Genomic DNA, 345 nt, shown 5'->3' with positions numbered 1-345 from the left:
CGGGCGCCGGCCGCCTGGTGGTGTTCGGCATCAAGCCGACGCAACCCGCGACGGGCTACGGCTATATCGAGGTCGCCGCCGACCGGGACGGCGTGTTCGACGTCTCGCGCTTCGTCGAGAAGCCCGACCTCGCCACGGCGCAAACCTATCTCGACGCCGGCAGTTTCTACTGGAACACCGGCATCTTCCTGTTTCGCGCCGGCGCCATGCGCGATGCCTTCGCCGCCTTCGAGCCGAAGATCTGGCAGGCGACGAAAGCGGCCTATCACGCGGCGACCAGCGATCTTTCCGGCCTCTACATGCCGCTGGAGCTCTATTCGGCGATCCCGTCGACCTCGATCGACT

General features: G+C 66.4%; 1 protein-coding gene. It reads left to right on the top strand.

Annotation, left to right across the window (positions count from 1 at the left end; all coding sequences use genetic code 11):
* Nucleotides 1-345, top strand: a 345-nt coding sequence (locus EN818_RS31260) for a sugar phosphate nucleotidyltransferase (protein WP_245521435.1), incomplete at both ends; no start/stop codon positions are given.

Origin of the sequence: Mesorhizobium sp. M3A.F.Ca.ET.175.01.1.1 (genome assembly GCF_004791945.1) — a bacterium.
Lineage (GTDB): Bacteria > Pseudomonadota > Alphaproteobacteria > Rhizobiales > Rhizobiaceae > Mesorhizobium.
This window is presented reverse-complemented; position numbering and strand designations above follow the sequence as displayed.